Raw genomic sequence first — 24,349 nt, 5'->3', positions numbered from 1 at the left:
CTGGTGTCTGCTGCCCGCCGCGCCCGGGCCTCCTCTCCGGAGGAAGCCCGATTGTCAGTGGGTCCTGCTTTACTCGCGGATGCCGGTGCCAACGCATCGCAACCCTCCTGCCACGGAACGACCGTGGCCGTTGAGTCCAAAGGAGGTGGGTTCCACATGCGTCACTACGAGGTGATGGTCATCCTCGACCCCGATCTCGAGGAGCGTTCTGTCTCCCCGCTGATCGAGAACTTCCTCTCTGTCGTCCGTGACGGCGGCGGAAAGGTCGAGAAGGTCGACACCTGGGGCCGTCGTCGTCTCTCGTACGAGATCAAGAAGAAGCCTGAGGGCATCTACTCGGTCATCGACCTGCAGGCCGAGCCTGCGGTCGTCAAGGAGCTCGACCGCCAGATGAACCTGAACGAGTCGGTCCTCCGGACCAAGGTCCTCCGTCCCGAGATGCACTGAGCCTTCCCGCTCAGCCGATCCCGGGATTCGAGTAGCAGCACAAGCAGCCAGCAGCAAACCCGCCGAGAGGTTCCCCCATGGCAGGCGAGACCGTCATCACGGTCGTCGGCAATCTTGTCGATGACCCCGAGCTGCGCTTCACCCCGTCCGGTGCGGCCGTCGCGAAGTTCCGTGTCGCGTCGACCCCCCGCACCTTCGACCGCCAGACGAACGAGTGGAAGGACGGCGAAAGCCTCTTCCTCACCTGCTCGGTCTGGCGACAGGCGGCGGAGAACGTCGCCGAGTCGCTCCAGCGAGGCATGCGCGTCATCGTGCAGGGCCGGCTGAAGCAGCGGTCCTACGAGGACCGTGAGGGCGTCAAGCGCACGGTCTACGAGCTGGACGTCGACGAGGTCGGCGCCAGTCTGCGCAGCGCCACGGCCAAGGTCACCAAGACCTCGGGCCAGGGGCGAGGCGGCCAGGGCGGTTACGGCGGCGGTGGCGGCCAGGGTGGCGGCGGCTGGGGCGGCGGCCCCGGCGGTGGCCAGCAGGGCGGCGGCGCTCCGGCCGACGACCCCTGGGCGACCGGCGCTCCCGCCGGTGGCCAGCAGGGTGCCGGCGGCCAGGGTGGCGGCGGCTGGGGCGGTGGCTCCGGCGGCGGTGGCGGCTACTCGGACGAGCCCCCCTTCTAGACGGGCTCTACCCACACTTCTTGATCACACAGGAGAGACATCATGGCTAAGCCGCCTGTGCGCAAGCCGAAGAAGAAGGTCTGCGCATTCTGCAAGGACAAGGTCACGTACGTGGACTACAAGGACACGAACATGCTGCGGAAGTTCATTTCCGACCGCGGCAAGATCCGTGCCCGCCGCGTGACCGGCAACTGCACCCAGCACCAGCGTGACGTCGCCACGGCCGTGAAGAACAGCCGTGAGATGGCGCTGCTGCCCTACACCTCCACCGCGCGATAAGGGAAGGGTGACCGACTAATGAAGATCATCCTCACCCACGAGGTCTCCGGCCTCGGTGCCGCGGGCGAAGTCGTCGACGTCAAGGACGGCTACGCCCGCAACTACCTGATCCCGCGGAAGTTCGCCATCCGCTGGACCAAGGGCGGCGAGAAGGACGTCGAGCAGATCCGTCGCGCTCGCAAGATCCACGAGATCCAGACCATCGAGCAGGCCAACCAGATCAAGGGCCAGCTCGAGGGCGTCAAGGTTCGCCTGGCCGTCCGCTCCGGCGAGGCCGGTCGCCTCTTCGGCTCCGTCACCCCGGCCGACGTCGCTTCCGCGATCAAGGCCGCCGGCGGTCCCGACGTCGACAAGCGTCGCATCGAGCTGGGTGCGCCGATCAAGACCCTGGGCGCCCACGAGACGTCCGTGCGTCTGCACCCCGAGGTTGCCGCCAAGGTCAACATCGAGGTCGTCGCTGCCTGAGCTCTGCTCACGCTGAAGCGATGAAAGGGGGCCGCATCCCCGCAACGGGATGCGGCCCCCTCTTCATGGCCGCGTCTCCCGAGGATGCGGTGCTGTATTCATGCGGCCTTGCGCGGTCTGTGTCTCCGCCCTGAACGGGAAACGTCGTGTTTCACGTGAAACGGTCAGCGCGTCGCACCGGTGACGACCCAACGTCCCGAGCGGGCGCGCAGCCACAGAGTCACCAGGCGCATCGCCATCATCAGCGTCATGGCCGCCCACAGCGCGGTGAGCCCGCCACCGACGGCCGGGACGAGGAGTGCCGCGGGAATGAAGACCGCCAGGGTCAGCAGCATCGCCCAGGCGAGATACGGGCCGTCACCCGCGCCCATGAGGACGCCGTCCAGGACGTAGACCACTCCGCAGATCGGCTGCGAGGCGGCCACGATGACAAGGGCGGGCAGGGCTGCGTCCGTCACCGCGGAGTCGCCGGTGAACAGGGGCAGGAAGACCGGACGGGACAGCACCACGAGCAGACCGAGTGCGATGCCGACCGCGACGCCCCACTCGACCATCCTGCGACAGGCGTCGCGGGCACCCTGGGCGTCACCGGCCCCCAGGTAGCGCCCGATGATGGCCTGACCGGCGATGGCGATGGCGTCGAGGGCGAAGGCGAGCAGACTCCACAGGGACAGGATGATCTGGTGGGCCGCGATATCGGCGTCGCCCAGGCGAGCCGCCACCGCTGTGGTGATCATGAGAATCGCCCGCAGGGAGAGCGTCCGTACGAGCAGCGGGACCCCCGCCTGGGCGGAGGCTCTGATCCCGGCGACGTCCGGACGCAGGGAGGCGCCGTGGCGACGGGCCCCGCGGACCACCACCCACAGGTACACCGCGGCCATGCCCCACTGGGCGATGACGGTGCCCCAGGCGGAGCCCGCGATGCCGAGGCCGGCGCCGTAGACGAGGACGACGTTGAGGATGGCGTTGGCAAGGAAGCCGGCGATGGCCACGTAGAGCGGGGTCCGGGTGTTCTGCAACCCCCGCAGGACCCCGGTCGCGGCCAGCACGACCAGCATGGCGGGGATGCCGAGGGCGGAGATCCGCAGATAGGTGATGGCGTACGGTGCCGCGGTGTCGGAGGCTCCGAAGAGCTCGATGAGTGCGGGCGCCGTCGGGAACACCACCGCAATGACGGCGGCGCCGAGCAGCAGGGCCAGCCAGATGCCGTCCATTCCCTGACGGATCGCCGATTGCAGGTCGCCCGCGCCTACGCGCCGGGACACCGCCGCGGTGGTGGCGTAGGCGAGGAAGACGAAGACGCTGACGGCTGTGGTGAGCAGTGCCGAGGCGATGCCGAGGCCGGCCAGCTGCGCGGTGCCGAGATGGCCGACGATCGCACTGTCGGCCATGACGAAGAGGGGCTCGGCGACGAGGGCGCCGAAGGCCGGGACGGCCAGCGCGATGATCTCTCGGTCGTGTCGGCGCCGGAGGGTCCGCGAGCGCGCTGGGGCCTGTGTCATGAGCACCAATCTAATCGTCCACAGGTAAGAGATGCAATGCCTGGATGACCCTTACGCTCCGTCTCACCGCGTGTGCTTCTGGGCACGGTTCGGAACGATCTTGATCCGATGGGGAAAGTTTTTCTTCTGCACAGGGCGTGGATGGTGAAAGCGCAGTTCAGAGGCCCTCTTCCGGTCGAGGCGAGTGCTTGTTCACAGGGCTGTCCACCGGGTCGTGCACAGGTTTGGCCGAGTTCTCCACAGCATCTGGCCCGTCGTCCACATGGCCTGTGGATAACCAGATTGGCTGACGGTGCCGGCAGGCCTACGGTGGTCCGGCGCCCCCTCCGTCCGTCGCCTTTCGAACCAGCCCAAAACCGACGCGCCAGAAGCGAAGTGGGGCGTCTTATTTGTCAGTGCCGTGCCGTAGAAATGAGAGCACGGCGAGGTCCGCTCGGCGGACGGGAGGAGGTGGCTCGGTGAGCATTTCCGAGCCCTTGGACGACCCGTGGGCCGACAGCGGTCCCAGCGATCGTCTGCCCGCTTCCCGCCGTCGCGGTGACGGAGGACGCAGCCGCGACGAACAGCACGAGCGCGGCCCGGACAACGGTGCGTGGGACGGCGGTGGTCCGTCGTTCGAGCGGGTGCCACCGCAGGACCTGGACGCCGAGCAGTCCGTCCTCGGCGGCATGCTCCTCTCCAAGGACGCCATCGCCGACGTCGTCGAGATCCTCAAGGGCCACGACTTCTACAAGCCGGCCCACGAGACGGTCTACCAGGCCATCCTCGACGTCTATGCCAAGGGCGAACCTGCCGACCCCATCACCATCGCGGCCGAGCTCACCAAACGCGGTGAGATCAACAAGGTCGGCGGCGCCTCGTATCTGCACACCCTCGTCCAGACCGTGCCGACGGCCGCGAACGCCGCGTACTACGCGGAGATCGTGCACGAGCGGGCCGTCCTGCGGCGCCTGGTGGAGGCCGGCACGCGGATCACCCAGATGGGATACGCGGCCGACGACGACGTCGACGAGATCGTCAACCGCGCGCAGGCAGAGATCTACGCCGTCACCGAGCAGCGCACGAGTGAGGACTATCTGCCGCTCGGCGACATCATGGAGGGCGCGCTCGACGAGATCGAGGCGATCGGATCGCGCAGCGGCGAGATGACCGGTGTGCCCACCGGGTTCACGGACTTCGACTCGCTGACCAACGGCCTGCACCCCGGCCAGATGGTCGTCATCGCCGCGCGACCCGCCATGGGCAAGTCGACGCTCGCGCTGGACTTCGCCCGCGCCGCCTCGATCAAGAACAACCTGCCGAGCGTCATCTTCTCGCTCGAAATGGGACGCAACGAGATCGCCATGCGTCTGCTGTCCGCCGAGGCGCGCGTCGCGCTGCACCACATGCGTTCCGGCACGATGACGGACGACGACTGGACCCGTCTGGCCCGCCGGATGCCGGACGTCTCGGCCGCCCCGCTCTACATCGACGACTCCCCCAACCTGTCGATGATGGAGATCCGCGCCAAGTGCCGCCGCCTCAAGCAGCGCAACGACCTCAAGCTGGTCGTCATCGACTACCTCCAGCTCATGCAGTCCGGAGGCTCCAAGCGGGCAGAGAGCCGTCAGCAGGAGGTCTCGGACATGTCCCGTAACCTCAAGCTCCTGGCCAAGGAGCTGGAGATCCCGGTCATCGCGCTCTCCCAGCTGAACCGTGGCCCCGAGCAGCGCACCGACAAGAAGCCGATGGTCTCCGACCTGCGTGAGTCCGGGTCCATCGAGCAGGACGCCGACATGGTCATCCTGCTGCACCGCGAGGACGCCTACGAGAAGGAGTCGCCGCGTGCCGGCGAGGCGGACCTGATCGTGGCCAAGCACCGTAACGGCCCCACGGCCACGATCACCGTCGCCTTCCAGGGCCACTACTCCCGCTTCGTGGACATGGCACAGACCTGATGGCCCGGCGCGGGCAAATTGGCTCGACGCGCGGTGTCCGGGCCGGTGGACTGGGGGCATGACGACACCTCAGGAAGAGTTGCTCCCCGCTACCCGCCGGGCGTTGCTGCACCGGATCGCCGTGGCGCAGTCCGAGGGGCGCACGCCGTCGCTCGTCGCGGCGGTCGTCCGGGACGGGCGAGCCGTGTGGCACGGCGCACGGAGCTCGGTCGACGGGCACGGCCCGGACGAGAACGTGCAGTACCGGATCGGCTCCATCACGAAGACGTTCACCGCCGTGCTCGTTCTGCGTCTGCGCGACGAGGGGGTGCTCGACCTCGGGGACGCATTGGAGAAGCATCTGCCCGGTACCGGCGCGGGCGAGGCCACGATCGCCGAGCTGCTGGCGCACTCGGGCGGGCTGGCCGCCGAGTCGCCCGCGCCGTGGTGGGAGCGGACGCCGGGCTCCCTGCGGCCGGAGCTCGCCGATGTGCTGGGCAAGCAGCCCCTCGTGCATCCGGTGGGCCGCCGGCACCACTACTCGAACCCTGGCTACACCCTGCTCGGCGCGCTGGTCGAGAAGCTGCGCGGTGCTCCCTGGGAGGACGTGCTGCGGCGTGAGGTCCTGGAGCCGCTGGGTCTGGACCGTACGACCGCCCAGCCGCAGGCTCCGCACGCCGGTGGCTGGGCGGTGCATCCGTGGGCGGACGTGTTGCTGCCCGAGCCCGCCGAGGATCTCGGGCGAATGGCCCCGGCCGGTCAGCTCTGGTCCACCACCGGGGACCTGGCGCGGTTCGCCGTCTTTCTGACGAGGGGGGACGACCGGGTACTGAGTGCGCGGAGCGTCCGGGAGATGCGGGCGCCGGCGGCACCGGCCGAGGCCGCGGACGTGGTGGACGGCGCGGCCTACGGACTGGGCCTGCAGATCCAGTACCGGGACGGTCGGCTGCTCGTGGGCCACTCCGGGTCCCTGCCGGGCTTCCTGGCCAACCTCACGATCAGCGTGGAGGACGACGTGGCCGCGGTGGTGCTGACCAACTGTACCTCCGGGCCGCTGACGGCCGGGGTCGGTGCCGACCTCGTGCGCATCGTCGCCGAGGCGGAGCCCCGGATCCCCGAACCGTGGCGTCCCCTGCCGGAAGCCGACGCCGCCGTGCTGGAGTTGGCCGGGCAGTGGTACTGGGGAACGCATGCCTTCGCGCTGCGGCTGACGCCCGACGGGGGAGTATCGCTGGAGCCGCTGTCGGGCTTCGGCCGCCGTTCGCGTTTCCGGGCGAACGACGACGGTACGTGGACCGGGCTCGAGGGCTACTACGCCGGGGAACTCCTGCGTGCCGTGCGGCGTCCGGACGGGGCCGTGAGCCATCTGGACCTGGGATCGTTCGTGTTCACGCGTCAGCCGTACGAGGAGGGGGCCTCGGTACCGGGAGGTGTGGACCCGGAGGGGTGGCGGGGGATCGGCTAGCCACTGCCGCCCGGGTGCCGTTGCCGGTCCTGTTTCACGTGAAACAGGACCGGCAACGGCCCGAAGGGGGCGCCTACGGACGGCTCGGACCGTTCGCTCAGAGTGGGAGCTTGAAGCCCGTGTGCGAGGCCGAGAAACCGAGGCGCTCGTAGAAACGATGGGCGTCGACGCGGCTCCTGTCGGAGGTGAGCTGCACCAGCTGGCACCCCTGGCGACGGGACTCCTCGACGGCCCACTCGATGAGTTGTGTGCCCAGGCCACTGCCACGCTCGTCGGCGTGGACACGCACCCCTTCGACGATCGACCGGGTGGCACCGCGCCGGGACAAGCCGGGGACGATCGTCAGCTGCAGAGTGCCGACGACGTGACCGTCGCGGACGGCGACGACCAGATGCTGGTTTGGGTCGGTGCTGAGCCGCTCGAACGCGGCCAGGTAAGGGCTCAGGTCGTCCGGTGACTCGCGTTGGGCGCCCAGCGGATCGTCGGCGAGCATCGCGACGACCGCTGGGATGTCGTCCTCGGTGGTGGGCCGTATCTCAAGATCTCCCATGGCCGCAGCCTATGCAGAGCCGCCGCGAGAGGCACGGAACGGGCCGGCGTCGCCCCGGCTAGGCGGGCACCGGTGTCTTGAGGGTTTCCACCACCCGGACCAGTGGGGCCAGGTCAGGGTTCTGGGCAGCCTCGTCGAGGGCCTCACGGAGCGCGGCGTCGTTGGTGGGTCGCGCCTCGTCCAGCAGCTTCAGGCCCGCCGCGGTGACGTTGGTGTAGATACCGCGCCGGTCGGTGGGGCACAGGTAGCGCTCCAGCAACCGGCGCTCCTCGAGTCGGGTGACCAGGCGCGTGGTGGCGCTCTGGCTGAGGACGACGGCGTCGGCGACCTGCTTCATCTGCAGGTGCCCCCCGTCGCCGTCGTGCTGCCGGCTGAGTACGTCGAGCAGGGAGTACTCGCGCACGCTCAGGTCGTGCCCGGCCTGCAGGGCGCGCTCGATGCGGGCCTCGATCCTCCCGTGCAGCAGGGAGAGGGCGCACCAGCCTTGGGAGAGGGCGGTGAGCGCGGGGTCCGTCGCTGTCATGTGGTTCCTCCGTCCCGGAGTGACTGAGACCAGGGTAGACCAGCGCCGCAATTGTCGGCGCTTGCATATTGCCCGCGTCTGCAATTATTGTGAACGCACGCAAAGCGCTCCTGCAATCTTCTGGGAAGGTGTACCCCTCCATGCCTCTCGCGCTTCTGGCCCTCGCGATCGGGGCCTTCGGGATCGGAACGACCGAGTTCGTGATCATGGGTTTGCTGCCCGAGGTCGCGAGCGACTACGGGGTCTCCATCCCCACCGCCGGCTTCCTGGTGACCGGATACGCGCTCGGCGTCATGTTCGGCGCGCCGCTGATGACCGTGCTCGGCACCAAGGTCCCGCGCAAGCGGATGCTGATGCTCCTGATGGGTCTGTTCATCGTCGGCAACCTGCTCTCCGCCCTCGCCCCCGCCTTCTCCGTCATGCTGACCGGCCGTGTGGTCGCCTCGCTCGCCCACGGTGCCTTCTTCGGCATCGGCTCGGTGGTCGCGGCCGATCTGGTCGCCCCGCACAAGAAGGCGGGCGCGATCGCGATGATGTTCACCGGGCTGACCGTCGCCAATGTCGTCGGTGTTCCGCTGGGAACGCTGGTCGGGCAGTCCGTCGGCTGGCGCGTCACCTTCGCCCTCGTCGCCGCGCTCGGTGTCGTCGGCCTGGCGGGGGTCGCCAAGCTGGTCCCCGACGTACCGAGGGCGGAGGGTGTGCGGCTGCGGCACGAGCTGGCCGCCTTCAAGAACGCGCAGGTCCTGCTGGCGATGGCCATGACGGTCCTCGGCTTCGGCGGAGTCTTCGCGGCCATCACCTACATCGCGCCGATGATGACCCATGTCGCGGGCTTCGCCGACGGTTCGGTCACCTGGCTGCTGGTCCTCTTCGGGATCGGCATGATCGGGGGCAACCTCGTCGGCGGCAAGTTCGCCGACCGCGCCCTGATGCCCATGCTGTACGTCTCGCTGGGCGCACTGGCCGTCGTGCTCGCTCTGTTCACGCTCACCGCGCACAACAAGGTCGCGTCGGCTGTGACCATCGTCCTGATCGGCGCCCTGGGCTTCGCCACCGTCCCGCCGCTGCAGAAGCGTGTCCTGGACCATGCGCACGGCGCCCCGACCCTGGCGTCGGCCGTGAACATCGGTGCCTTCAACCTCGGCAACGCGCTCTCCGCCTGGCTCGGGGGTGTCGTCATCGCCGCCGGCTTCGGATACACCGCGCCCAACTGGGTCGGTGCCGTGCTCGCCGGGGCGGCTCTGGTCCTCGCCTTCCTCTCGGCCGCGCTCGAACGGCGTGACGGCGCTTCCCGACCGGCCGCGGGCTCCCTGCCCACCGAGCAGCCGGCCGTCGCCCACCACTGAACCACCGGCCACAGGGGGCGGGGCCAGGGCCGTCCCCTTCCCCTGTGGCTCCTCCCGCCTCACTGACACCGAGGCGCCGCACCACTGAGTACCGACCAAGGAGCATCACCATGAGCACCACCGCCGTCGCCCCGCTGACCATCCAGGACGCCGAGGCCCTGGTCACCGCGGCCCACCGCGCCGCCGAGGCCGCCGGGGTCGTCGTCAGCGTCACCGTCCTCGACGCGGGCGGTCACCTCCTCGCCTTCCGGCGCGACGACCGGGCCGTGCTGATCTCCGGGGAGACCAGCACCCGCAAGGCCTACACGGCGCTGCAGCTGAACGCCGCCACCGCCGACCTGGTCGACGCCGTCCAGCCCGGAGGTCTCTTCCACACCCTGCCCACCGCGCTCGACCGGCCCCTGCTGTTCATCGCGGGCGGCGTGCCGGTGCACCGCGACGGTCGGCTGATCGGCGCGGTCGGGGTGGGGGGCGGAGCGCCCGAACAGGACCACTCCTTCGCCACCGCCGCCGTGACGGCCCTCGTCTGACGGCGGCCACGGCGCACGTGACGCCGGTTCCCGGGATGCCACCGGGAACCGGCTTCTTCGTACGACCGCCGTCGTACCGCGCGTACCTGCCCGCCGGTCAGCCCGCCGCCACCGTCAGTGGGGCGAACCGCCGGGTCCAGTCCCCGGGCAGCTCCGTGATGCCGTACGTCATGACCGAGTTGAACGCGACGGAGGCGAATCCGCGTTCACGGGCCCAGCCCAGCAGCTCTTCGTGCCGTACGTCGATGTCCGTGCGCAGCGGACGGTCCGTGCGGGCGGCGAGGGAAGCGAGCAGCGCCTTGGCGGTCTCGGTGTCACGGGCGATCAAGGGGCCCACGACATGGGTGTCCATGTTGGGCCAGGCCGCCGCGTACCCGGTGAGGCGGCCGTTCTCCTCGGCGACGCGCAGCTGGTCCGCGAAGGCGGGCAGCCGCGTGATGATGTGGGTGCGATCGGCGCCGAACACCTCCTCGTCGATCCGGAGGATCGCGGGGAGGTCCTCGGCCGTGGCCGCGCGCGTGGCGACGGCGGGCTCCGACCCGCCCGGAGTGAAACGCCCGCGCACCATCTCCGCCCGCCCCGTGGCCTTGAAGCCGAGCTCCTCGTAGAGCGGCCGGCCGTACGGGGTCGCGTGCAGCGTCAGAGGGGTCGTCCCCAGCGCGGCGACGACATGACGCATCAGGCGCCGTCCGACCCCCTGGCGGGCGTGCCGCTCGGCGACGAGCACCATGCCGAGGGCGGCGAGGGAGGGTCGCTCGTGGGGTCCGTACTCGGTGACCGCACAGGCGCTGACCAGGCCGCCGGCGGGATCGTCGATGCCGTAGCCCTTCCCGGCCGTGAGGAGGAAGCCCCACTTGTGCTCCTCGCGGGGCCACCCCCGGTCCTCGGACAGGTCGGCGCACGCGGTGAGGTCGCGGAGCGTCAGACGGCGGATCGGCAGCGAGGCGAGGGAAGGTGTCGGCACGCAGGTCAGGCTGTCCGACGGGGGCCCTCCGCGTCCACCACTTTCCGCTGGAAGAGGCGATCTTTTGGCCATGTCGCGGTGGTGCGCAGAGCGGCCCGCCACGTGCGGGACGCCGTGCGGACCGACAGGCCGCCCCCGACGCTCGTCGCTCGCCGCTCGGTCAGCCGAGGTCGGGAGCGTGCATCGCGCGCACACCCTCGATGTTGCCGTCCAGATAGTGCCGCAACGACAGCGGTACGAGGTGGACGGAGGCGATCCCGACCCTGGTGAACGGCACCCGGACGATCTCGTACTCGCCGGCGGGCTCGTCGACCTCGGGGCCGTGCCGCAGGGACGGATCCATGGACTCCAGACGGCAGACGAAGAAGTGCTGCACCTTCACGCCGGTTGCGCCGTCGTCCTCGCCGATGTGCTCCACCGTGTCCACGAAGCAGGGGACCACGTCGGAGATCTTGGCGCCGAGTTCCTCGTACACCTCGCGGTGCAGGGCGTCCACGACGGTGGTGTCGTCCGGCTCGACCCCGCCTCCGGGAGTGACCCAGTAGGGATCGACGCCGGGCTTGGTGCGCTTGATCAGGATCAGGTTGTCGCCGTCCAGCAGGACGGCGCGGGCGGTGCGCTTGACCACGGGTCGGACGGTCATGGGAGAAATGTGGCCCGGCTGGTTCCACGTGAAACATCGCGGGCGTCCTGCGGTTCCGCGGACTCAGTTCCAGCCGGAGGCCGCGCGCAGCAACCACTCGTGGGCCCGGGCGACGTGCGACATCGCCAAGGTGCCGGTGCGCACGATCAAGAAGTACGTCCGCAGCGGCGGCACCACCGGTTCGTGCAGGGCGACGACGTCACCGCGCTCCAGCGCGTCGGCGCACAGATAGCGGGGCAGGACCGCGAGTCCGGCGCCGGCGACCGTGCAGGCGAGTACCGCACGCAGGTCGGGGACGACGATCGAGCCCGGAGACGCCGGACGGGCGTCGAAGACGGATGCCCAGTAGCGGGCGACGAAGGGCAGCGATTCGTGCACCTCGACCACGGGGATGTGCTGCAGAGCGAGTGCGGCGCTGCGGTGAGGCCTCTCGTCGCCGGCCATCACCGCCCACTGGGGTGCGGCGATCAGGACGTGCTCCTCGTCGCAGAGCGGAGTCGCCGTGAGCAGCGCGCCGCGCGGCCGGGCCGTGCCGATGGCCAGATCGTGATGCCCGGCGGCCAGTCCCTCCATGATCTCCTCCGCGTTCCCGAACGAGGCACGCAGGGCGAAGGCCTGACCGTCCTCGCCGGTGAGCCGCGTGAGCGCGGGCAGTGCTCGCTCGGCGGTGAACTCGGGAGGCCCGGCGAGATGCAGGGAGCGCAGGGACGAGTCGTCCTCCAGCCCGGTCTCCGTGATCTCCACCAGGGCGTCCAGATGCGGCGCGGTCTTGTGGGCGAGCTCGTCACCGATGGTCGTCGGTGTCACACCCCGGGCCTGGCGCAGGAACAGAGGGCGGCCGAGCTGCCGCTCCAGCGTGCGGATCTGCGAGGTGACGGCCGGCTGGGAGAGGCCCAGCAAGGCCGCCGCGCGCGTGAAGGAACCGGCTCGGTGCACGGTCACGAAAGTGCGCAGCAAGGCCAGATCCACGGCAGCCCTCCCCCTCTGCTGTTCTCCTCCAGCCTTCCGGCCGCGTTCAACTATAAATATGTCGATAGGTCGCTGTCGTTACCGTGATTGGACACTGACACAGAGTCAACTAGCCTTAATCGCGCGGTTCTTCGCGCGCAGAACCGGAGGACGGTCCGAGCCACGAGGGGGGAGGCTCGGACCGTCCGTCGTATCCGGGCCGCACGTCACGGAGGAGTGCGGCCGCGATCAGTCCGCCGATTCCTCCAGCGCGCGCAGCAGATCGGCCACCAGGTCCTCCGGGTCCTCCGCACCGACCGAGAGCCGGACGAAGCCCTCCGGTACCGCGTCTCCGCCCCAGCGGCCGCGCCGCTCGGCCGTGGACCGCACCCCGCCGAAGCTCGTCGCGCCCTCCACCAGCCGCAAGGTCTCCAGGAAACGATCGGCACGCGCGCGTGAGGGCAGCGTGAAGGAGACGACGCACCCGTAGCGCAGCATCTGCTGCGAGGCGATCCTGTGCGAAGGGTCGTCCGGCAGCCCCGGGTACCGCAGCCCGGTGACCTCGGGGCGCGTCCGCAGGGCTTCGGCCACCTTCAGCGCCGTGGCGTTCTGCCGGTCCACGCGCAGCTGCAGGGTGGCGATCGAGCGGTGTGCGAGCCAGGCCTCCATGGGGCCGGGAATCGCGCCGACGATCTTGCGCCAGCGCCGTACGGCGCTCATGGCGGCGGCGTCGCGGCCGGCCACGTAGCCGAGGAGGACGTCGCCGTGGCCGGTGAGCTGCTTGGTGCCGCTGGCCACCGAGAAGTCGGCGCCGAGCTCCAGCGGGCGCTGCCCGAGCGGGGTGGCCAGCGTGTTGTCGACGGCCACCAGGGCGCCGCGCGCGTGGGCCGCCTCGGCCAGCCGCCGGACGTCGCAGACGTCCAGCCCGGGGTTCGAGGGCGTCTCGATCCACAGCAGCTTCGCCCCGTCCAGGGCGCCGAGCTGGGCGTCCCCGCCGGTCGGCGCGGTGCGCACCTCGATGCCGTACGCCTCCAGCTGGGCGCGGACCAGGGGCAGCACCTGATAGCCGTCCTCGGGCAGAACGGCCACGTCACCGGCGCGCAGCTGCGAGAAGAGCACCGCGGAGATCGCGGCCATGCCGGAGGCGAACACGAGCGTCTCGACGTCGTCCCGCCCGGGCGCCTCCAGCTCACCGATGGCGCTCTCGAGACGGGTCCAGGTCGGGTTCTCGTCGCGGCCGTAGGTGTACGGTCCGGTCGGCTCACCCGGCAGGTGGAAGTGGGCGGCGAAGACGGGGCCGGGCAACGTCGGCTCGTGCTTGACGGGCTCGGGCAGTCCGGCCCGCACGGCGCGCGTGCCGTCCCCGGTGTGCGGACGGCCGTCCTCGTCCGTGCCGAATCCGTCGTTGGTAGCGGAATCACTCATGCCGCCCGTCCTTCCACTTGCTCGCGTACCGCGGCGAGCAGTCCGGTGCTCGCCGCCTCCACCATCTCAAGGCATGCGTCGAAGCCGTCCGCGCCCCCGTAGTAGGGGTCCGGTACGTCGAGGTCGGCGCGGTCGGCGGCGGGGTCGTAGGACCGCAGCAGCCGCACCTTGGCCGCGTCCTGTTCCGTGGGCGCGAGGCGGCGCAGTTCCCGCAGGTGTCCCGCGTCGAGGGCGACGACGAGGTCGAGGCGGGAGAACCAGGACGCCCGGAACCGGCGGGCCGTGTGGTCGAGGCCGTAGCCGTTCTCCTCCAGGACGGCCAGGGTGCGCGGGTCGGCGCCCTCACCCTCGTGCCAGCCGTCGGTGCCGGCGCTGTCGGCCTCGACCAGGCCGTCCAGCCCGGCGTCCTGCACGCGCGCGTGGAAGACGGCCTCGGCCATCGGGGAGCGGCAGATGTTGCCCGTGCACACGAAGCAGACGCGGTAGGTCATCAAGATCAGTCCTTGTCGGGCAGGAACGCGTTGAGGGCCCAGGAGACGACCGAGATGATCAGGCCGCCCAGGACGGCGGTCCAGAACCCGTCGACGTGGAAGCTCAGGTCGACCTTGTCCGCGACCCACGACGTCAGCAACAGCATCAGCGCGTTGACCACCAGCGTGAAGAGGCCGAGGGTCAGGATGAACAACGGGAAGGTCAGCACCTGTACGACGGGCTTCACCAGCATGTTCACCAGGCCGAACACCAGGGCGACCACGATCAGTGTGGCGGCCTTCTCGCCGGTGCTTCCCCCGGTCAGCGTGATCTTGTCGAGCAGCCACACGGCGACCGCGAGGGCACCCGCGTTGGCGATCGTCTTGACTAGGAAATTCTTCATGTGTCTGATCGTGGCAGACGCGATCGGAACCGAACGGTGAGGCAGGGGCGGACGAGGCGATGAAGGCATTCCGGCTGGACGAACTGGAGGCGGAGCGCGCCGCCAACGACGGTGCCTACCTGCAGTTCCTGCGTGAGCGGAACATGTCGGTCGGCCTGTACGCCCTCGACGCGGGCACGGCCGACCCCCAGAAGCCGCACGCACAGGACGAGGTGTACTTCGTGGTGAGCGGACGGGCCGCGATCACCGTGGGCATGGAGACCACCCAGGTCGCCCGCGGCAGCGTGGTGTACGTGCCGGCCGGGGTCGCCCACAAGTTCCACCACATCAGCGAGGACCTCAGGGTCCTGGTGGTGTTCTCTCCGCCCGAGAGCTGAGCCGCGGCCTCGGGGTTCCCTAGGGGATCGGTCAGGGTGAGACAAGGGCCGCGAGGGCCCTGCCGGGGCGTCCGCGGCCCTAGCATCGAGTGCAGTACACCAGGAGATTCCCAGAGGGATCCCGGGCCGCTGGAGGTCCCGGCACTCGAACGGGCGGAAAGGTAAGGAAGAGGGCGATGCGAGAGATCTTCACAGGACTGCCGTGGTGGGTGAAGTGGATCGCGGTGCCGGTCATCGCCCTGGTCGTGTTCGGCGGGCTGATCGCCAGCGTGGTCGGCTTCGTGATCGGACTGCTGTTCAAGCTGCTGGTCTTCGTCGCGCTCGTCGGCGGACTGATCTACGTCGTACGCAAGTTCATGTCGAGTTCATCGTCGCGCAGCGACTGGTGAAAGCCGTGGGACACCGGTGGCGGTAACAGGAACCACCGGTTCCCTCGCGCGAGGGAAGTTTCCCGGACGGGCCGTCGGCGGCCGGTGACCGGCGATTAGAGTCCGGAACTCCACGCGGGGGCGACCCCGCGAGTGGCGTACACCCCCACCCGTGTTCCCCGCACGGGCTCCCCCCTCGCGTCCCGGGAGTGCCCCTTGGCCACGGCTGACACCGCTTTCGTTCCGCTCACCCTGCCCGCGCAGCCCCACTCGACGCCCCGGACACCCACCGCCCCTGCCGCGGGCGCTCCCTCCGCGACCCTCATCGGCTCCGTGCAGCGGGCGATGCGCCTGATGGAGTGCGTCGCCGAGCACGCGTACGGGGCCCCCGCCAAGCAACTGGCCCGTGAGACCGGGCTGGCGCTGCCCACGGCGTATCACCTGTTGCGCACGCTGGTGCACGAGGGCTATCTGCGCCGTGAGAAGGGTCTGTTCTTCCTCGGCGAGGCCGCCGAGCGGCTGAGCAGCAGCGGGGCCGCGCAGAAACGTCGCAGCACGGTGGTCGACGCGCTGGCGCGCTGGCGGGACGCGATCGGCGCACCCGTGTACTACGCCATGTACCGGGACGGCGAGATCGACGTCGTGTGCGTCTCCGACACCCCGGGCAACCCCGCGGTGGAGGAGTGGGCGGACTTCCGCGAGACCGGGCACGCCCACGCCATCGGCCAGTGTCTGCTGTCGCAGCTGGACGAGGAAGCCCGCCGGGACCACCTGGACCGTTACCCGGTGCAGCCCGTCACGCCATACACGGTGCGTGATGGCAATGCCATGCTGAAACGACTGGAACGCATGCGCCGGATGGTGCCGGTGATCGAACGCCAGGAGTACGCACTGGGGACCGTCTGTGCCGCGATCCCGATCACCGTGGGCACCACCGCCGCCACCATGGCCTTGTCCCTGCCCGTCCACCAGGCCGATCGGCTGCTGCCCGCGGCGCAGCGATTGCAGGACGAAGTGGGACGCCTTCTGGGGTCACTCGCCCTCTCTATCAGTATCTGAAAACTCACTCCTTGTGATCTGGTGTGTACGTTGAGCAAGATGCCACCAGTGTTAGAGGTTTGATTCCCGGCCAGTCGACGGCGAATGACGGGGTAGGCGATGGGCGAGTCCGTACAGGCAGAGGTCATGATGAGCTTTCTCGTGTCCGAGGAGCTCTCGTTCCGCATCCCGGTGGAGCTGGGGTACGAGACCTGTGATCCCTATGCCGTGCGACTGACCTTCCATCTGCCCGGGGACGCCCCGGTGACGTGGGCCTTCGGCCGGGAGCTGTTGGTCGACGGGGTGGGCCGGCCGTGCGGTGACGGTGACGTGCGCATCGCGCCCGTCGATCCCGAGCCGCTGGCCGAGGTGCTGATCCGTCTTCAGGTCGGCACGGACCAGGCGCTGTTCCGCTCGTCGGCGGCGCCCCTGGTGGCCTTCCTCGACCGGACCGACAAGCTGGTGCCGCTGGGGCAGGAAGGCGCGCTCGCCGACTTCGACGCTCACCTCGACGAGGCTCTGGACCGCATCCTGGCGGAGGAACAGAGCGCGGGCTGAACCGTTCCCGCAGCTCTACGGGGAGTGGCGTAACGCTTCACCGGAGCACCTCAGCGCTTGCGCCGACGGCCCCGCCCGCCGCGTGCGGGCGCGGCGCCCGCCCCGGCGACCCGAGCCGTCGCCCGGTCGGCCGGACGATCGGCCGACACGACGAGGGCCGCGAGGGCGGTGGTCACCGGGACGGACGCCACCAGGCCGATCGAACCGACCAGGGTGCGCACGATCTCCTCCGCGACCAGCTCGCTGTTGGCGACCGTCCCCACCCCGCTCTGCGCGATCGAGAACAGCAGCAGCAGCGGCAGCGCGGCGCCCGCGTAGGCGAGGACGAGCGTGTTGACGACCGAGGCGATGTGGTCGCGGCCGATGCGGATGCCGGCGCGGTACAGCCCGCGCCAGCCCATCGTCGGGTTGGCCTCGTGCAGTTCCCACACCGCCGACGTCTGGGTGACCGTCACGTCGTCGAGTACGCCGAGCGAACCGATGATGACGCCCGCGAGCAGCAGACCGCTCATGTCGATCGTCGGATACAGCCCGTGGATGAGGCCGGTGTTGTCGTCCGTGTTGCCGGTGAGCGCGGCCCAGTCGATGAACAGCGACCCGAGAACGCCGATCAGCAGCAACGAGATGAGGGTGCCGAGCACCGCCACGGACGTCCGGGCCGACAGGCCGTGGCACAGGTACAGCGCGATCAGCATGATGGCGCTGGCCCCGACCACCGCCACGACCAGCGGGTTCGACCCCTGAAGGATCGCGGGCAGGATGAAGAAGTTCAGCAGCAGGAAGCTCATGGCCAGCGAGATGAGCGCCATGAGGCCCCGCAGCCGTCCCACGACCACGACGGCGAGCGCGAAGATGCCGGCGAGCAGGGCCAGCGGCAGCCGACGGTTGATGTCGGTCACCGAGTACTGGAGGTCCTCCGGGGCTGAGGGCTCGTAGGCGACCACGACCTCCTGGCCCTGCTGCAGTTGCCGCGACTGGTCGGGCTGCACGATCTCGGTGAACGTGCGGCCCTTGTCCTTGCCGCTGTCGACGCGGATGGTCGCTCGCTTGCAGTCGCCGTTCTCCCGCTGCACCGCGGAGGAGCCCTCGGCGGTGGAGGTGTCGCCCGTCGGAGGGACGCCCGAGTTGCCGGCGGACTGGCAGCTCAGCTCGACCACCTTGGTGACGGTGGCCTGTTCCGTCTGCCGGTCGAAACCGACGCCCGTGCGCTCGTGCGGGGGCGCACCGCCCGGCCACAGCACCGCGAGCCCGACCAGCACCGCGGCGGTGAACGGGATCAGGACCGCGGCGATGACCTTCCGCAGATGCCGGGAGACGGGTGCAGCCGGACCGTGACTGTGGGAGTGCCCGTGACCGCCACCGGCACCATGGCCCCCACCGGAACCGTGACCGCCACCGCCTCCATGGCCGTCACCGACACCGTGGCCGCCACCCGCGTCGTGGCCGCCACCCGCGTCGTGCCCGCCACCCGCGTCGTGTCTGCCGCCCCCCGCGCCGTGAGCGGCGTGGGCGCCGTGCGGGACGGGACCGGCCGCACGGCCGTCACCGTCCTCGGCACCCGGCCCGCGGCGGGGCTCGTGCGGCGGGAACGGGGGATGCTGCGGAGTGGTCACCGACCGATCATCGCAAGAACGAGGGGGGCCCTCTGTTCACCGCGCCCGAATTGACGCTAGCGTGGAGGCACCTTTGTACACGCGGGAGCTCGGAGCACCGGGCTGAGAGGGCGCTGACCTCCGTCCCAGCGATGTTTCACGGGAAACGTCACCGACATCGAGTGATGTTTCCCACGAAGCGTCCGCAGACGGAAGCCGCTGCGTCGACCGCCGAACCTGTTACCGGGTAATGCCGGCGTAGGGAGTAGGTCTCATGACCATCAAGGACGCACGCACGCCTGCCTCCGCGCAGAACTCCGCCCAGGAGGAGCCCGCGGAGACCGGGAAGTCCGTCGGCTGGCACAAGGCGTACGTCGAGGGCTCACGCCCCGACCTGCGGGTGCCGGTCCGTCAGGTGCACCTCACCAACGGGCAGTCGGTCACGCTGTACGACACCTCCGGCCCGTACACCGATCCGCTCGTCGACACCGATGTCCGCAGGGGACTGTCGCCGCTGCGGGAGAACTGGATCATCGCCCGCGGGGACACCGAGGAGTACGCGGGCCGCCCCGTCCGTCCCGAGGACGACGGAATCAAGCACACCTCTCCGCGCGGTGGCCTGCGCAACCTCGACGCGGTCTTCCCCGGCCGCCCGCGTCAGCCGCGCCGCGGACGGGACGGCGGCGCGGTCACGCAGCTCGCCTACGCACGCCGCGGTGAGATCACACCGGAGATGGAGTACGTGGCGCTCCGGGAGAACGTGAGCCCGGAGGTGGTCCGCGAGGAGATCGCGGCGGGCCGCGCCGTACTGCCGGCCAACGTCAACCACCCGGAGATCGAGCCGATGATCATCGGCAAGCGGTTCCTGGTGAAGGTCAACGCCAACATCGGCAACTCGGCGGTGACCTCCTCCATCGAGGAGGAGGTCGAGAAGATGACCTGGGCGACCCGCTGGGGCGCCGACACCGTCATGGACCTGTCCACCGGCCGCAACATCCACACCACCCGCGAGTGGGTGCTGCGCAACTCGCCCGTCCCCATCGGGACGGTGCCGCTCTACCAGGCCCTGGAGAAGGTCGACGGCCGGGCCGAGGACCTGACCTGGGAGATCTACAAGGACACGGTCATCGAGCAGGCCGAACAGGGCGTGGACTACATGACGGTCCACGCCGGAGTGCGCCTGGCGTACGTACCGCTCACCGCGAACCGAAAGACCGGCATCGTCTCGCGCGGCGGCTCGATCATGGCGGCATGGTGTCTGGCGCATCACAGGGAGTCGTTCCTGTACGAGAACTTCGAGGAACTCTGCGAGATCCTCGCCGCCTACGACGTCACGTACTCCCTCGGCGACGGACTGCGGCCGGGCTCGATCGCGGACGCCAACGACGAAGCGCAGTTCGCGGAGTTGCGCACGCTCGGGGAACTCAACACGATCGCCAAGCGTTTCCACGTACAGACCATGATCGAGGGCCCGGGCCACGTCCCGATGCACAAGATCAAGGAGAACATCGACCTTCAGCAGGAGATCTGCGATGAAGCTCCGTTCTATACGCTCGGCCCGCTGACGACGGACGTCGCGCCGGCGTACGACCACATCACCTCCGGCATCGGTGCCGCGATGATCGCCTGGTGGGGCACGGCCATGCTCTGTTACGTCACGCCCAAGGAGCATCTGGGCCTGCCCAACCGTGACGACGTCAAGACCGGCGTCATCACCTACAAGATCGCCGCCCATGCCGCCGACCTCGCCAAGGGGCACCCAGGTGCGCAGGAGTGGGACGACGCGTTGTCCGACGCCCGCTTCGAGTTCCGCTGGGAGGACCAGTTCAACCTGGCCCTCGACCCCGACACGGCTCGGCAGTTCCACGACGAGACGTTGCCGGCCGAGCCCGCCAAGACGGCTCACTTCTGCTCGATGTGCGGGCCGAAGTTCTGTTCGATGAAGATCTCGCAGGACATCCGGCGCGAGCACGGGGGCAGCAGGTCCGAGATCGAGGAGGGCATGGCCCAGAAGTCGAAGGAGTTCGCCGCCGCCGGCAACCGCGTCTACCTGCCGATCGCCGACTGAGCGAACGGCTCAGGTGACGAAGGGGGCGGACCGCCGGGCCTGCCCCCTCCCCACCGGGGACCCGTCTCGGCAGACTGGGCGTATGACAGCCACCTCCCTGAGCAAGGGCGCCAACCTCGCCGTCGACTCCCCCGCGGTGCGCGTCGAACTCGTCTGGTCCGCCGGGCCGGGTGTACCCGAGGTCGACGCCTCAGCGCTGCTGCTCACGCCGGCCGGACGGGTCCGGGACGACGGCGACTTCGTCTTCTACAACCAACCCCGCCACACGTCCGACGCGGTGCGGCACCTGGGCAAGCAGGGCGACGCGGGCGGGGGAGCGGGCGTCACCACCGACGCCGTCGAAGTGGACCTGCGCTCGGTCGAACCGGCCGTCGACCGCATCGTCCTGTGCGCCTCGGCGGACGGCGGGACCTTCGGCGAGGTCCCGGGGCTGTCACTGCGGTTGCTGGACGCGGGCACCCGTGCCGAGCTGGCCCGGTTCGACATGACGGCCGGGACGGAGACCGCCCTGGTCGGCGGTGAGCTGTACCGGCGCCAGGGGAAGTGGAAGTTCCGCGCGGTCGGCCAGGGGTACGCCTCCGGGCTCGCCGGGGTGGCCACCGACTTCGGCATCACCGTCGACGACGCGCCGCCCGTCTCCGCTCCCGCCGCCGTCCGGCCGACGGCGGACACTCCCCCGGCTCCTCAGCCTCCCCCGGCCCCCACGCCGCCGGCGCCGCACGTGGTACCGGTGCCACCGGCTCCGGCATCGCCGGCTCCCCCCTCGGCACCGGCACCCAGCAGCGCGGGACCCCGCCTGACGAAGGGAGAAGAACGCCTGCCCGTCGACATGCGCAAACGGCTGTCCCTGCGCAAGGAGCAGGTCGCGGTCAGCCTGAGCAAGCATGGGGCGTCCGGTGTCACCGCGCGCGTCATCCTCGTCCTCGACGCTTCCGGGTCCATGTCCTTCCTCTACTCCAAGGGCGTGGTCGCCGACGTCGTGGAGCGGATGGCCGCAGTCGCTGCCCAGCTGGACGACGACGGCGAGATGCAGGCCTGGACCTTCGCGTCGAACCCGGCGCGGCTGCCCGACCTCCGCCTCGGTGAGCTGCCCGAGTGGCTGCGGCTGCACGTACGCGTGGGGGAGATCAGCCTCTTCCGCCGTGGGAGGAAGAAGGGCCTTCACCCCGAGCAGGTCGACATGCGCGCGGTCGGTATCCAGAACGAGGAGCAGAAGGTCATCGCCGAGGTGCGGGCCTTCGTCCGGGACAACCCGGCGACGGCTCCCACCCTGGTGCTCTTCTTCTCCGACGGCGGCGTCTACCGCAACGCCGAGATCGAACGGGAGCTGCGGGAGGCGGTGGAGGAACCCGTCTTCTGGCAGTTCGTCGGGCTCGGGCGGTCCGACTACGGGGTCCTCGAGCGTTTCGACACCCTGCCGGGCCGACGCGTCGACAACGTCGGATTCTTCGCCGTGGACGACATCAGCACCGTCCCGGATCCGGAGTTGTACGACCGCCTGCTGTCGGAGTTCCCGTCGTGGATCACTGCCGCCGGCCGGGCGGGCATCCTCTGATCCGTTGCCCGCCCAGGCCGGTGGCTACTCGGGCCGATGGTCCGGGCCGCCGAAGTCCGGGCTGCTGTAGTCCGGGCTCGAGTAGCTCGGACGCTGACCCGCCGCCGGGCCCTCACCGGGGCTCGTGAACCCCGGGCGGCCGTAGCCGAGGTGCGGCATGCGGCTCGTCGGCGCCGCGGGCCCCGTGCGGTGCAGCGCCGTGGTGCCCGGGGCTGCCAGGGCCTCCCGCAGGAACGGCAGGATGCCCCGTTCCAGCAGGGCGTCGCGCCAGGCGTCCCGGGCCCGGACCACCTCCTCGTCGAGTTCGCCGTGGAAACCGGACTCGGCCGAGGGGCGGTTGCGCAACGCGGTGAGCAGCAGACCCACCGCGGCGACGAGGATCGCCACCGCGGTCATGGCGCCGAACACCCAGCCGGTGGTGAGCATGGTCCGCGCGAAGGCCTGCCCCGGATCGAGCATCTTCAGGATGTATCCGACCAGGAGGAAGATCGCCGCGGCGGTGCCGGCCAGGACGGGCGCCAGGACGGCGACGACGGCGACGGCACCCGCGCCGGTCGCCTCGGCGACCTCGCCCACGGTGGCGGCGAGTCCCCCCGCGCCCGCGCCCGGCTCGTCGGAGCCGGACTCGCGCGTGGCGGGCGTCCGTGCGGAGGACGCCGGCTGGCGCAGATCCTCGCGGACCTTCACGTAGTGCTGGTACTCGGTCGTGGCCGCCGCGGTGATGAGGGCGGTCGCGTTGAGTGCCATGGTGCGCAGTTGTTCGGAGTTGAGCCGCTGTCCGAGAGCGGCCAGCTCCGGGCGGCGTGGTGCGGAGCGCAGCGCCTCGTCGAGGATCCGCTCGTACTCCTGGCGGTCCTCGTTCGGCAGGTGCTGCGGAACGCTGTTCATGTGCATCCCCCGATGCTCCGTAGGGCTTGGGGCTCGCATGCCAACGAGCCGTCGGGCAGAAACGGAGGGGAGCCTGCTACGGATAAGCCGATGGTAGAGCGGTGACGGTGGCGGGTGACAGGGGGTTTCCAGAAATTGGGTGCCGGCCTGTACGGACGCCGCCGTCGCCCGGGCCGCCCGGCGAACGGTCAGATGTCGAGCGGCAGTTGCTGGACCAGCAGCTTTCCGGCCATGGTCACCCCGCCGTCCATCGCGATGGCCAGTCCGTCCGCGTAGACGTGAGGTCCTTCGACAGCGGTACGCGTGTCGTCCTCGCCGTCCTCGGAGCCGACTTCGCCCAGCAGGTAGGGGATGGGGCTGTGGCCGTGAACGATCCGGGTGCCGCCGTACGTGTCCAGCAGTGAGCGCACGGCGTCGGCGCCGCCCTCGTCGCGGAAGGAGAAGCGCTTGGTGAGCTTGCGGAACAGGTCCCACACCTCTTCCGCGTCGTTGCGCGTGAGCGTCTCGCGGACGGTGTCGTTGACCTCCTCGATGGAGCGGCCGTAGTCCAGGTAGGTGGTGGCGTCCGAGTGCACCAGGAGGTGACCGTCGACCTCCTCCATGGCGTCGAGGCGGGCCATCCACTGCAGGTGGTGGTCCTGAAGGCGGTCCATGTCGGTCTTCTGCCCGCCGTTCAGCAGCCAGGCCGCCTGGAAGGTGGCGGTGCCCGCACCGGAGTTGACGGGGGTGTCGCCGAACCGCTTGGCGCCGAGCAGCAGCAGCTCGTGGTTGCCCATCAGCGCCTTGCAGTAGCCGCCGGCCGCGGCGGCCTCGGCGGACAGCCGCATCACCAGGTCGATGACGCCGATGCCGTCCGGACCGCGGTCCGTGAAGTCGCCGAGGAACCACAGGCGTGAGGTCCCCGCGCACCACTGGCCCGCGGCGTCGACGAGGCCCTTCTCCCGCAGGGCGGCGAGGAGCTCGTCGAGGTATCCGTGCACGTCACCGACGACGAACAGCGGCCCCTGCCCCGTGGCGGCCTGCTGCACCACGACCGGTTCGGGATCGACGGTCACCTGGACCGTGTCACCCCGACGGATGACGGGCAGATCCCGCTGAGTGGGGGTGTACCCCTCCGGATAGGTCTCCTCGTCCCTCTCCTCGGAAGGTGGCGCGACCTCACTCACGTGCGCGCCGGGGGCGGCGTACGGAGCGGTCTCGTGGACGTACGCGGGCACCCGGAAGTCGCGTACCGTCGCCGTCCGCTCCACCTCGGGTCCCTGACCGGCCCCCTGAGTCATCGACCCCTCCACCATCGCGCCGCATCTGCACCGCTTCGGACTGCCTGGTCGCAGCGGCCCGCGGTGTGTGGGCCCAT

At 70.1% G+C, this 24,349-nt stretch carries 26 protein-coding genes; 14 read left to right on the top strand and 12 right to left on the bottom strand.

All coding sequences use genetic code 11. The features are described from left to right. The first annotated feature begins 156 nt into the window (after positions 1-156). From rpsF to rplI, 4 genes are all read left to right on the top strand, one after another. Positions 157-447 (top strand): 30S ribosomal protein S6, encoded by a 291-nt coding sequence (gene rpsF / locus SAM23877_RS17780; protein WP_003975025.1) that lies wholly within the window; start codon positions 157-159, stop codon positions 445-447. Between the two features lie 77 nt (positions 448-524). Continuing rightward, complete coding sequence (locus SAM23877_RS17775) at positions 525-1,118, top strand: single-stranded DNA-binding protein (protein ID WP_053133882.1); 594 nt, start codon at positions 525-527, stop codon at positions 1,116-1,118. 42 nt (positions 1,119-1,160) lie between these two features. Further along, on the top strand, positions 1,161-1,397 hold the full coding sequence (rpsR, locus tag SAM23877_RS17770) for a 30S ribosomal protein S18 (protein ID WP_003949403.1): 237 nt from the start codon (positions 1,161-1,163) through the stop codon (positions 1,395-1,397). Between the two features lie 18 nt (positions 1,398-1,415). Continuing rightward, positions 1,416-1,862, top strand: coding sequence for a 50S ribosomal protein L9 (rplI, locus tag SAM23877_RS17765; RefSeq protein ID WP_053133879.1), 447 nt, complete (start codon positions 1,416-1,418; stop codon positions 1,860-1,862). A gap of 164 nt (positions 1,863-2,026) precedes the next feature. Here the strand turns inward: rplI and SAM23877_RS17760 are convergent, their stop codons facing one another. Then, complete coding sequence (locus SAM23877_RS17760; RefSeq protein ID WP_053133876.1) at positions 2,027-3,364, bottom strand: MATE family efflux transporter; 1,338 nt, start codon at positions 3,362-3,364, stop codon at positions 2,027-2,029. A gap of 458 nt (positions 3,365-3,822) precedes the next feature. Here SAM23877_RS17760 and dnaB point away from each other — a divergent pair, with 458 nt between their 5' ends. Beyond that, a complete protein-coding gene (gene dnaB, locus SAM23877_RS17755) occupies positions 3,823-5,301 on the top strand; it encodes a replicative DNA helicase (RefSeq protein WP_053133874.1) in 1,479 nt (492 codons plus the stop codon). Positions 5,302-5,359: 58 nt separating this feature from the next. Continuing rightward, positions 5,360-6,745 carry a serine hydrolase domain-containing protein gene (locus SAM23877_RS17750; protein ID WP_053133872.1) on the top strand — a complete coding sequence of 462 codons (1,386 nt, stop codon included), beginning with the start codon at positions 5,360-5,362 and terminating at the stop codon, positions 6,743-6,745. Between the two features lie 97 nt (positions 6,746-6,842). On the opposite strand, the gene SAM23877_RS17745 is transcribed toward SAM23877_RS17750, so the two are convergent. Together SAM23877_RS17745 and SAM23877_RS17740 are read right to left on the bottom strand one after the other, a co-directional pair. After that, entirely contained in the window at positions 6,843-7,295 is a 453-nt protein-coding gene (locus SAM23877_RS17745; protein WP_053133869.1) for a GNAT family N-acetyltransferase, read from the bottom strand. Between the two features lie 58 nt (positions 7,296-7,353). Next, the gene (locus SAM23877_RS17740; RefSeq protein ID WP_053133866.1) at positions 7,354-7,818 is read right to left on the bottom strand and encodes a MarR family winged helix-turn-helix transcriptional regulator; all 465 of its coding nucleotides are present in this window, start codon (positions 7,816-7,818) and stop codon (positions 7,354-7,356) included. A 140-nt stretch (positions 7,819-7,958) separates the two neighbouring features. On the opposite strand from SAM23877_RS17740, the gene SAM23877_RS17735 reads away from it, so the two are divergent. Then, entirely contained in the window at positions 7,959-9,164 is a 1,206-nt protein-coding gene (locus SAM23877_RS17735; RefSeq protein ID WP_053133862.1) for an MFS transporter, read from the top strand. A gap of 110 nt (positions 9,165-9,274) precedes the next feature. Further along, a complete protein-coding gene (locus SAM23877_RS17730) occupies positions 9,275-9,694 on the top strand; it encodes a GlcG/HbpS family heme-binding protein (protein WP_053133859.1) in 420 nt (139 codons plus the stop codon). A 97-nt stretch (positions 9,695-9,791) separates the two neighbouring features. On the opposite strand, the gene SAM23877_RS17725 is transcribed toward SAM23877_RS17730, so the two are convergent. The 6 genes from SAM23877_RS17725 to SAM23877_RS17700 form a co-directional block, all read right to left on the bottom strand. Next, a complete protein-coding gene (locus SAM23877_RS17725) occupies positions 9,792-10,658 on the bottom strand; it encodes a GNAT family N-acetyltransferase (protein ID WP_053133856.1) in 867 nt (288 codons plus the stop codon). A 160-nt stretch (positions 10,659-10,818) separates the two neighbouring features. Next, positions 10,819-11,301, bottom strand: coding sequence for an NUDIX domain-containing protein (locus tag SAM23877_RS17720; RefSeq protein WP_053133854.1), 483 nt, complete (start codon positions 11,299-11,301; stop codon positions 10,819-10,821). A 63-nt stretch (positions 11,302-11,364) separates the two neighbouring features. Continuing rightward, positions 11,365-12,270 carry a LysR family transcriptional regulator gene (locus SAM23877_RS17715; RefSeq protein ID WP_053133851.1) on the bottom strand — a complete coding sequence of 302 codons (906 nt, stop codon included), beginning with the start codon at positions 12,268-12,270 and terminating at the stop codon, positions 11,365-11,367. Positions 12,271-12,498: 228 nt separating this feature from the next. Next, positions 12,499-13,674 carry a cystathionine gamma-lyase gene (locus tag SAM23877_RS17710; RefSeq protein WP_053133848.1) on the bottom strand — a complete coding sequence of 392 codons (1,176 nt, stop codon included), beginning with the start codon at positions 13,672-13,674 and terminating at the stop codon, positions 12,499-12,501. Further along, positions 13,671-14,165, bottom strand: a complete 495-nt coding sequence (locus tag SAM23877_RS17705) for a low molecular weight protein-tyrosine-phosphatase (RefSeq protein WP_053133845.1) — start codon at positions 14,163-14,165, stop codon at positions 13,671-13,673. The genes SAM23877_RS17710 and SAM23877_RS17705 overlap by 4 nt, the downstream gene beginning before the upstream one ends. Before the next feature lie 5 nt (positions 14,166-14,170). After that, on the bottom strand, positions 14,171-14,548 hold the full coding sequence (locus tag SAM23877_RS17700; RefSeq protein WP_053133842.1) for a phage holin family protein: 378 nt from the start codon (positions 14,546-14,548) through the stop codon (positions 14,171-14,173). Positions 14,549-14,607: 59 nt separating this feature from the next. Between SAM23877_RS17700 and SAM23877_RS17695 the strand changes: the two genes are divergently transcribed. The 4 genes from SAM23877_RS17695 to SAM23877_RS17680 all read left to right on the top strand — a co-directional run bounded on the left by SAM23877_RS17695 (position 14,608) and on the right by SAM23877_RS17680 (position 16,889). After that, positions 14,608-14,925: a cupin domain-containing protein gene (locus SAM23877_RS17695; protein ID WP_053133839.1), complete on the top strand. Its 318-nt coding sequence runs from the start codon at positions 14,608-14,610 to the stop codon at positions 14,923-14,925. A gap of 176 nt (positions 14,926-15,101) precedes the next feature. Then, complete coding sequence (locus tag SAM23877_RS17690; protein WP_007388908.1) at positions 15,102-15,314, top strand: DUF5326 family protein; 213 nt, start codon at positions 15,102-15,104, stop codon at positions 15,312-15,314. Between the two features lie 312 nt (positions 15,315-15,626). Next, positions 15,627-16,352 (top strand): helix-turn-helix domain-containing protein, encoded by a 726-nt coding sequence (locus SAM23877_RS17685; protein ID WP_053142591.1) that lies wholly within the window; start codon positions 15,627-15,629, stop codon positions 16,350-16,352. A gap of 99 nt (positions 16,353-16,451) precedes the next feature. Then, positions 16,452-16,889, top strand: a complete 438-nt coding sequence (locus SAM23877_RS17680) for an SsgA family sporulation/cell division regulator (protein ID WP_053133836.1) — start codon at positions 16,452-16,454, stop codon at positions 16,887-16,889. 50 nt (positions 16,890-16,939) lie between these two features. Here SAM23877_RS17680 and SAM23877_RS17675 read toward each other — a convergent pair whose 3' ends face one another. Continuing rightward, a complete protein-coding gene (locus SAM23877_RS17675; protein WP_053133832.1) occupies positions 16,940-18,502 on the bottom strand; it encodes a YibE/F family protein in 1,563 nt (520 codons plus the stop codon). A gap of 253 nt (positions 18,503-18,755) precedes the next feature. Here SAM23877_RS17675 and thiC point away from each other — a divergent pair, with 253 nt between their 5' ends. Together thiC and SAM23877_RS17665 are read left to right on the top strand one after the other, a co-directional pair. After that, a complete protein-coding gene (thiC, locus tag SAM23877_RS17670) occupies positions 18,756-20,549 on the top strand; it encodes a phosphomethylpyrimidine synthase ThiC (protein WP_053133829.1) in 1,794 nt (597 codons plus the stop codon). A gap of 82 nt (positions 20,550-20,631) precedes the next feature. Next, positions 20,632-22,104, top strand: a complete 1,473-nt coding sequence (locus tag SAM23877_RS17665; protein WP_053133825.1) for a VWA domain-containing protein — start codon at positions 20,632-20,634, stop codon at positions 22,102-22,104. Between the two features lie 24 nt (positions 22,105-22,128). Here the strand turns inward: SAM23877_RS17665 and SAM23877_RS17660 are convergent, their stop codons facing one another. Together SAM23877_RS17660 and sppA are read right to left on the bottom strand one after the other, a co-directional pair. Then, positions 22,129-22,998 carry a hypothetical protein gene (locus SAM23877_RS17660; protein ID WP_053133822.1) on the bottom strand — a complete coding sequence of 290 codons (870 nt, stop codon included), beginning with the start codon at positions 22,996-22,998 and terminating at the stop codon, positions 22,129-22,131. Between the two features lie 182 nt (positions 22,999-23,180). Further along, positions 23,181-24,287, bottom strand: coding sequence for a Ser/Thr/Tyr protein phosphatase SppA (sppA, locus tag SAM23877_RS17655; RefSeq protein ID WP_079030273.1), 1,107 nt, complete (start codon positions 24,285-24,287; stop codon positions 23,181-23,183). Positions 24,288-24,349 lie beyond the last annotated feature (62 nt).

Origin of the sequence: Streptomyces ambofaciens ATCC 23877, assembly GCF_001267885.1 — a bacterium.
GTDB lineage: Bacteria > Actinomycetota > Actinomycetes > Streptomycetales > Streptomycetaceae > Streptomyces > Streptomyces ambofaciens.
The sequence above is the reverse complement of the archived record's forward strand: the minus strand, read 5'-3'. Positions and strand labels throughout refer to the sequence as shown.